Source organism: Stenotrophomonas cyclobalanopsidis, assembly GCF_008710035.1.
In the GTDB taxonomy this organism is placed as follows: domain Bacteria; phylum Pseudomonadota; class Gammaproteobacteria; order Xanthomonadales; family Xanthomonadaceae; genus Stenotrophomonas; species Stenotrophomonas cyclobalanopsidis.
Genome location: NZ_VYKI01000043.1, coordinates 21,506 through 28,069, shown reverse-complemented (window position 1 = coordinate 28,069; position 6,564 = coordinate 21,506). Strand labels below are relative to the sequence as shown.

The 6,564-nt window shown below is 66.7% G+C and carries 8 protein-coding genes and 1 pseudogene; 7 read left to right on the top strand and 2 right to left on the bottom strand.

Annotated elements, in window-relative coordinates; translation table 11 throughout:
- Nucleotides 1–279 precede the first annotated feature (279 nt).
- From FJU31_RS18830 to FJU31_RS18815, 4 genes are all read left to right on the top strand, one after another.
- Nucleotides 280–660 carry a CopL family metal-binding regulatory protein gene (locus FJU31_RS18830; RefSeq protein ID WP_150456096.1) on the top strand — a complete coding sequence of 127 codons (381 nt, stop codon included), beginning with the start codon at nucleotides 280–282 and terminating at the stop codon, nucleotides 658–660.
- Between the two features lie 58 nt (nucleotides 661–718).
- A complete protein-coding gene (locus FJU31_RS18825) occupies nucleotides 719–2,554 on the top strand; it encodes a copper resistance system multicopper oxidase (RefSeq protein ID WP_150456095.1) in 1,836 nt (611 codons plus the stop codon).
- Entirely contained in the window at nucleotides 2,551–3,576 is a 1,026-nt protein-coding gene (locus tag FJU31_RS18820) for a copper resistance protein B (protein ID WP_150456094.1), read from the top strand. Before FJU31_RS18825 ends, FJU31_RS18820 begins: the two co-directional genes overlap by 4 nt.
- Nucleotides 3,577–3,651: 75 nt before the next feature.
- Entirely contained in the window at nucleotides 3,652–4,167 is a 516-nt protein-coding gene (locus FJU31_RS18815; RefSeq protein ID WP_150456093.1) for a GNAT family N-acetyltransferase, read from the top strand.
- A 104-nt stretch (nucleotides 4,168–4,271) separates the two neighbouring features.
- On the opposite strand, the gene FJU31_RS18810 is transcribed toward FJU31_RS18815, so the two are convergent.
- Nucleotides 4,272–4,547, bottom strand: a complete 276-nt coding sequence (locus FJU31_RS18810) for a TFIIB-type zinc ribbon-containing protein (RefSeq protein WP_150456092.1) — start codon at nucleotides 4,545–4,547, stop codon at nucleotides 4,272–4,274.
- 147 nt (nucleotides 4,548–4,694) lie between these two features.
- Here FJU31_RS18810 and FJU31_RS19690 point away from each other — a divergent pair, with 147 nt between their 5' ends.
- From FJU31_RS19690 to FJU31_RS18800, 3 genes and pseudogenes are all read left to right on the top strand, one after another.
- Nucleotides 4,695–4,832 (top strand): hypothetical protein, encoded by a 138-nt coding sequence (locus tag FJU31_RS19690; protein ID WP_425473738.1) that lies wholly within the window; start codon nucleotides 4,695–4,697, stop codon nucleotides 4,830–4,832.
- A pseudogene (locus tag FJU31_RS19685) lies at nucleotides 4,823–4,975 on the top strand (CPBP family intramembrane glutamate endopeptidase); the annotation flags it as partial. The gene FJU31_RS19690 and the pseudogene FJU31_RS19685, both read left to right, overlap by 10 nt.
- 82 nt (nucleotides 4,976–5,057) lie before the next feature.
- Complete coding sequence (locus tag FJU31_RS18800; RefSeq protein ID WP_150456091.1) at nucleotides 5,058–5,480, top strand: response regulator; 423 nt, start codon at nucleotides 5,058–5,060, stop codon at nucleotides 5,478–5,480.
- Between the two features lie 138 nt (nucleotides 5,481–5,618).
- Here FJU31_RS18800 and FJU31_RS18795 read toward each other — a convergent pair whose 3' ends face one another.
- A complete protein-coding gene (locus FJU31_RS18795; RefSeq protein WP_150456090.1) occupies nucleotides 5,619–6,563 on the bottom strand; it encodes an alpha/beta hydrolase in 945 nt (314 codons plus the stop codon).
- Nucleotide 6,564 lies beyond the last annotated feature (1 nt).

Sequence of the window (6,564 nt, the reverse complement as noted above, 5' to 3'; positions counted from 1 at the left end):
GAAGGCTTAAGAGCCGAAGGCTTAAGAGCCGAGGCAGCGTCATCGGAGCCTCCCGGGGTCACCAGGGGAATTGTGCCTGATCAGGGCACCGTTCCAAGACACAAGAGCCGAGCCCACGCTCGGCTGCCGTTGGCCCGTAGAGTCGAGCTTGCTCGACTGCTCCGCTCACTCAGTCGAGCAAGCTCGACTCTACGAAACCGTCCCTCGTGCGGGTCCAATCTTGAACCATCCATTCAGGCAGAAGTGCATCCCGTGCCGCTTGCCGCTAGATTGACGCCCATGTCCCTCGCCTCGACCCTGCTCCGTGTCGTGCTCATGCTCAGCCTGTTGCTCAACGGGTTGAACGCGGCCATGGCCGGCGGGCACGAGCAGATGGGCCAGATGGCGCACGCCATGGCCGCCGCAGACGCGACCGAGGGCGATTGCCACCACCAGGCCGGCGTGAAGGTCGAGCCCGCCCCGCAGGCCGAAGCCCCGGCCCACGACGCCCACTGCCAGATCAAGGACTGCGTGCGCAGCTGCGCCCAGCACCCGTTGCTGGCCGTGCAGCCGCAGCCGTTCCTGGCCGGCCCGGCCTTGTCACTGGCCCCGCAGCCGATGCCCGGCGCTGGCCGCCCGGCACCGCCGCTGCCGCCCCTCTCACGCCCTCCCATCGGCTGATTCCACGCGTACCGTTGCCGGCGTCCCGCCGGCGCCTTCCCGTGTCTGGAGTCACCCCATGAATACCCGCATTCCCCCCGGCCCGGGCGGCCTGACCATGCCGTCGCGCCGCCTGTTCGTACAGGGCCTGGCTGCTGGCGGCATAGTGGCCGGCGCCACCGCCATCGGCGTGCCGCAGCGCGCGCTTGCCGCGGCCGGCGCCACCCCGCGCCTGGCCGGCGCGCCCGCCGTGCTGACCGATACCCGCGTCGAGCTGGCCATCGGCCAGTCGCTGGCCAACTTCACCGGCCGCACCCGCCCGGCGATCACCGTCAACGGCTCGCTGCCCGCGCCCATCCTGCGCTGGCGCGAAGGCCAGACCGTGGACCTGTTCGTGCGCAACACGCTCGATCGCCACCCCACCTCCATCCATTGGCACGGCATCCTGCTGCCGGCCAACATGGACGGCGTTCCCGGCCTCAGTTTCAACGGCATCGGCCCCGGCGAGACCTACCACTACCACTTCCAGCTGAGGCAGTCGGGCACCTACTGGTACCACAGCCATTCGATGTTCCAGGAGCAGGCCGGCCTGTACGGCGCGCTCATCATCGACCCGGCCGAACCGGCCCCGTACCACCACGACCGCGAGCACGTGATCCTGCTCTCGGACTGGACCGACATGGACCCGGGCGCACTGTTCCGGCGCATGAAGAAGCTCGCCGAGCACGACAACTACTACAAGCGCACCCTGCCTGACTTCGTGCGCGACGTGCGCCGCGATGGCTGGTCGGCCGCCGTGGCCGACCGTGGCATGTGGGGCCGGATGCGGATGACGCCCACCGACATCTCTGACGTCAACGCCCACACCTATACCTACCTGATGAACGGCACGGCGCCGGCTGGCAACTGGACCGGGTTGTTCCGCAGCGGCGAGAAGGTGCTGCTGCGCTTCATCAACGGCGCCTCGATGACCTACTTCGACGTGCGCATTCCCGGTCTGAAGATGACCGTGGTCGCCGCCGACGGCCAGTACATCCATCCGGTCAGCATCGATGAGTTCCGCATCGCCCCGGCCGAGACGTACGACGTGCTGGTGGAACCGACCGGCCAGGATGCGTTCACCCTCTTCTGCCAGGACATGGGCCGCACCGGCTTCGCCGCCGGCACCCTGGCCGTGCGCCATGGTCTGCAGGCCCCGGTTCCGCAGCGCGACCCGCGCCCGCTGCTGACGATGTCCGACATGGGCCATGACATGGCCCATGTCCCAGGTATGTCGGGCCATGACATGGGGGCTCACGGTGGCCACGACATGGCCGCGATGAAGCGCATCGAAGGCGGCTGCGGCGCCAGCATGGGCCATGGTGCCCACGGTGATGCCAGCGCGAGCAAGGCACCCAAGCACTCCGCCAGCGAACGCAACAACCCGCTGGTGGACATGCAGAGCTCGGCCAGCGAACCGAAGCTGGATGACCCCGGCATCGGCCTGCGCGACAACGGCCGGCAGGTGTTGACCTACGGCGCCATGCACAGCCTGTTCGAAGATCCCGATGGCCGCGAACCCAGCCGCGAGATCGAGCTGCACCTGACCGGGCACATGGAGAAATTCGCCTGGTCGTTCGACGGCATTCCTTTCGCCAGCGCCAAACCGCTGCGGCTGAATTACGGCGAGCGCATGCGCATCGTGTTGGTCAACGACACCATGATGCAGCACCCGATCCACCTGCATGGCGTTTGGAGCGACGTGGAAAACGCGCAGGGCGAATTCCAGGTGCGCAAGCACACCGTGGACATGCCGCCGGGCACCCGCCGCAGCTACCGCGTGCGCGCCGATGCGCTCGGCCGCTGGGCCTACCACTGCCATCTGCTGTACCACATGGAAGCGGGGATGATGCGCGAAGTGAGGATCGAAGAATGAGCCGTCACCTCTCCCGCAGCCTGCTGGCCATCGGCCTGGCCACTGCCCTTCCCGCGTTCGCGCAGTCGCATGACGCGCATGCCGGCCATGACATGGCCGCGCCCGCAAAGGCGCCGGTCGACCATTCGAAGATGGACCACTCGAAGATGGATCATTCGAAGATGGACCACGGCGCGATGGATCACTCACAGATGGACCATTCGACGATGGACCATTCGACGATGGACCATTCGACGATGGACCATTCGACGATGGACCATTCGACGATGGACCATTTGGCAATGGGCCACAAGGCGCCCATGCCCGCGCCGAGTGAACTGCGCGAACCCATCCCGGTGCCCACCGACGCCGACCGCGCCGCCGCCTTCCCGCCCATCGACCACGGCGCCATGCAGCACGCGCCGGAGATCAACAGCCTGCTACTGATCGATCGGCTGGAACATTGGGATGGCCGGAACGGAAATGGCCAGGCCTGGGAAGCCACCGGCTGGATCGGCGGCAACATCAACCGCCTGTGGCTGCGCAGCGATGGCGAGCGCAGTGGCAGCCGCACCGAGTCCTCGTCGCTGGAAGCGCTGTACGGACGCAGCGTGTCGCCGTGGTGGGACGTGCTGGTCGGCGTGCGCCAGGATTTCCGCCCCGCCGATTCGCGCACCTGGGCCGCCATCGGTATCCAGGGCCTGGCGCCGTACAAGTTCGAAAGCTCGGCCACGCTCTATTTCGGCTCCGGCGGGCAGGTGCTGGCCAAGGCCGAAGTGGAATACGAGGTGCTGCTGACCAACCGGCTGATCCTGCAGCCGGTGGTGGAGGCCACGCTGGCAGCCAAGGACGAACCGGAATACGGCATCGGCCGCGGCCTTGACAAGGTCGAGACCGGCCTGCGCCTGCGCTACGAGTTCAGCCGCCGCTTCGCGCCGTACATCGGCATCAGCCACGAGCGCAGTTTCGGCGATGCGGCCGACGCTGCCGGTGACCACGCACGCGACACGCGCTGGGTGGCCGGTGTGCGCCTGTGGTTCTGAGCCCTTCAGACCTCGTGACGGGCCCGGCAGACACCGAGCCCGCTACACTGCTCCCTCCCTCCACCGGCGTTGACCATGTCCCTGCAGATCCGTCGCGCGACACCCGACGATGTCGAAGCGCTGACCGCTATCGCCGTCGCCACCTACGTTGAAACCTGGGGTGACTCGTACCCACCGCAGGAACTGGATGAGTTCCTGCAGACGCATTACGGGCTGGATGCCCAGCGCGAAGAGCTCCTGCATCCGCAGAGTGCGATCTGGCTGCTGCTGGATGGCGACACCAGTCTGGCCGGGTATCTGGCAGCGGGTGCCAATACCCTGCCGCATGCCGATGCGCGCGAGGGCGATATTGAACTGAAACGGCTGTACGTGCTGGCCGCCTACCAGAACAACGGGCAAGGCACGCGCTTGATGGACGCCTTCATCCACTGGCTCGACCAGCCCAAGCGCCGCACCCTGTGGGTGGGCGTGTGGGAGGAGAACTTCGCCGCGCAGCGCTTCTACGCGCGCTACGGTTGTGAGAAAGCCGGCGAGTACGATTTCATCGTCGGAAGCACGCGCGACCGCGAGTTCATCCTGCGGCGGCGGTAGACCCGTAGAGTCGAGCTTGCTCGACTGGCTCTTGCCGCCAATAGTCGAGCAAGCTCGACTCTACAGAGCGAAGCAGTCGAGCAAGCTCGACTCTACAATCGGCGTCAGAAGTCGAACAACTCCGACAGGAAGCTCTCCTTTTTCTTTTTAGGGCGCTGGCCAAGATGGCGGGTATCGCGATGCATCACCGGCGGCGGTGCCACCTGCGGTGCGGCCTGCACCGGTGCCGGCGGCGGCACGGCAGCCCCTGCGCGCTCGATGATTTTGTCCAGTTCACCGCGGTCCAGCCACACACCGCGGCAGTCCGGGCAGTAGTCGATCTCGATGCCATGGCGCTCAGCCATCTGCAGGGTCTGGGTGGTACACACGGGGCACTGCATGGGCGTCGCTCCTGCTGGTCAGACCTTGACTGTACCTGTCCGTCAATGACTGTCCGGCAACATGACCGATGGCACAGGGACGAACGGCGCGTGCCCGCGCACGGCCGGCCGCACACACTGCGGCTTCATCCCGCACCGACTGCGCGCATGCCCCAGACGTCCCACCTGCCCACGACCGCGCGCCTGCTGCTGGCACTGCTCGGCGTCGGCCTAGGCCTCAACCTGCGTGACCTCAGCGCCGCCGTCGGCCTTCCCATCCCGGCGTTGCCCATGCCCTATCGATGAACCTGGCGTGGAACGTGTTCAGCCTCGATGACGCGATCGCCCTTGGCTGGCAGGCCACCAGCCTGCGCGTCGGCACGGCCTTCCTCGCCGTTGTCGTATTGAGCCTGCATTTGCGCCGAAAGCGTGCTGTAACGCCGTCTTAGCCGACCCTGCACGCCGGGATCACCCCACGGTCGAGCATACTTGCGCGCCTTTTCACCAAACGCTGTCCGGAGTTGTCGCGTCATGTTGCTGTCCAAGCGCCACGTTGAACCCCGCGTCCTGCTGATCGAGGACGCCGAGGAAACCCGCGAGCTGAGCCGCATGGCGCTGGAGAGCCAGGCCTGCCACGTGGTGGGCGTGAGCTCGGCCGAAGCCGCGCTGGGCCTGCTGGCCGCCGGCGAGCGCTTCGACCTGCTGTTCACCGACGTCAACCTCGGCTTGGTCAGCGGCATCGAGGCCGCCAACCACGTGCGCGGCCTGTACCCGCAGCTGCCGATCCTGGTTACCTCGGGCATGGACCAGCACGCGGTGCTGCCGCAGCTGCGCGATGGCATCCACTTCCTGCCCAAGCCGTACAACATGAGCGAGCTGCTCGACGCCATCCGGCTGTGTTTCCGCCATGCTGATGTCGGCGTGTTGACCGGGCCGGACGCGCAGGCGGCCTAAGGCAATCATCCACGCATGGCGTGGATCTACTGATTCCGGTTCCCGTCGGCGTGTATGCGACCGGCCATCACCCGCCGGAATCGCGCCATGCGTGGATTGAGGTAGTAGATCCACGCCCTGCGTGGATGGCACTTGCCGTCACCCACCCGTGTACGGCCCCTCACCCGGCATCACCTCCAGCAGCGCGCGGGTGATCACCCGCGGGTACACCGTCAGATGGTCCTCACCCTCGATCACCACGTTGTCCACCTGCAGCTTGCGGCCACTACGCTGCAGCTGCGCAGTGAAGTCCGCGGCCTGCCGCAGCATGTCGTTGCCGGTTGAATAGCGCGGCCCCGGCTGGACGGTTTCGTAGCTGCCCACCGACAACAGCACGCGGGTCGGCTGTGCCGGGATGACGGCACTGTCCTGCATGCGCGGCAGCAACCGCTGGTCGAACCACAGCGAAGGGCTGGACAGGATGTAGGTGCTGAACAGGTCCGGCTGGGTGGTCAGCACGTAAGCACCAAACAATGCGCCATAGGAATGGCCTGCAAACGCACGTCGCGCCGGATCCGTGCGGTAGCGCGCATCGATCATCGGCAGCACCTCTGCGGCCAGGAAGTCGCGGTAATGCGCGGCACCGCCGTAGATCACGTCATCACTGTAGTAACCATCAGCCTTCCGCACGGGATTGCTGGGCGTGTAGTCGCGTGAGCGGCTCTGCTTGGAGGTCAGCCCCTCCTGCGGCGGCAGCCCAACCAGGATGAAGTTCTCGATGTTGACGCCCTGCTGCCCCACCAGGTTGCGCACGCTGCGCACCAGCGGAAAGCTGTACAGCGCGTCGGTCACGTACAGCACCGGGTAGCGTTTTTCAGGGTGGGCCGCGTAGTCGGCCGGCAGCGCAACCCATATCGGGTAATCGCGGCCGACCGGGTCGTGCACGCGCAGCGCTTCGGTATCGGGCAGCACCACGCCGGGCGTAGCGGCGGCTGTTGTCGTGCCCTGCTTCGATGTGTCCTGCGCCGCCGGCGGTGGCACCGACATCGCGCACCCGGCCAGCGCCAGGCACATCACCGCACTCCATCCACGTCCGTGCTTCATC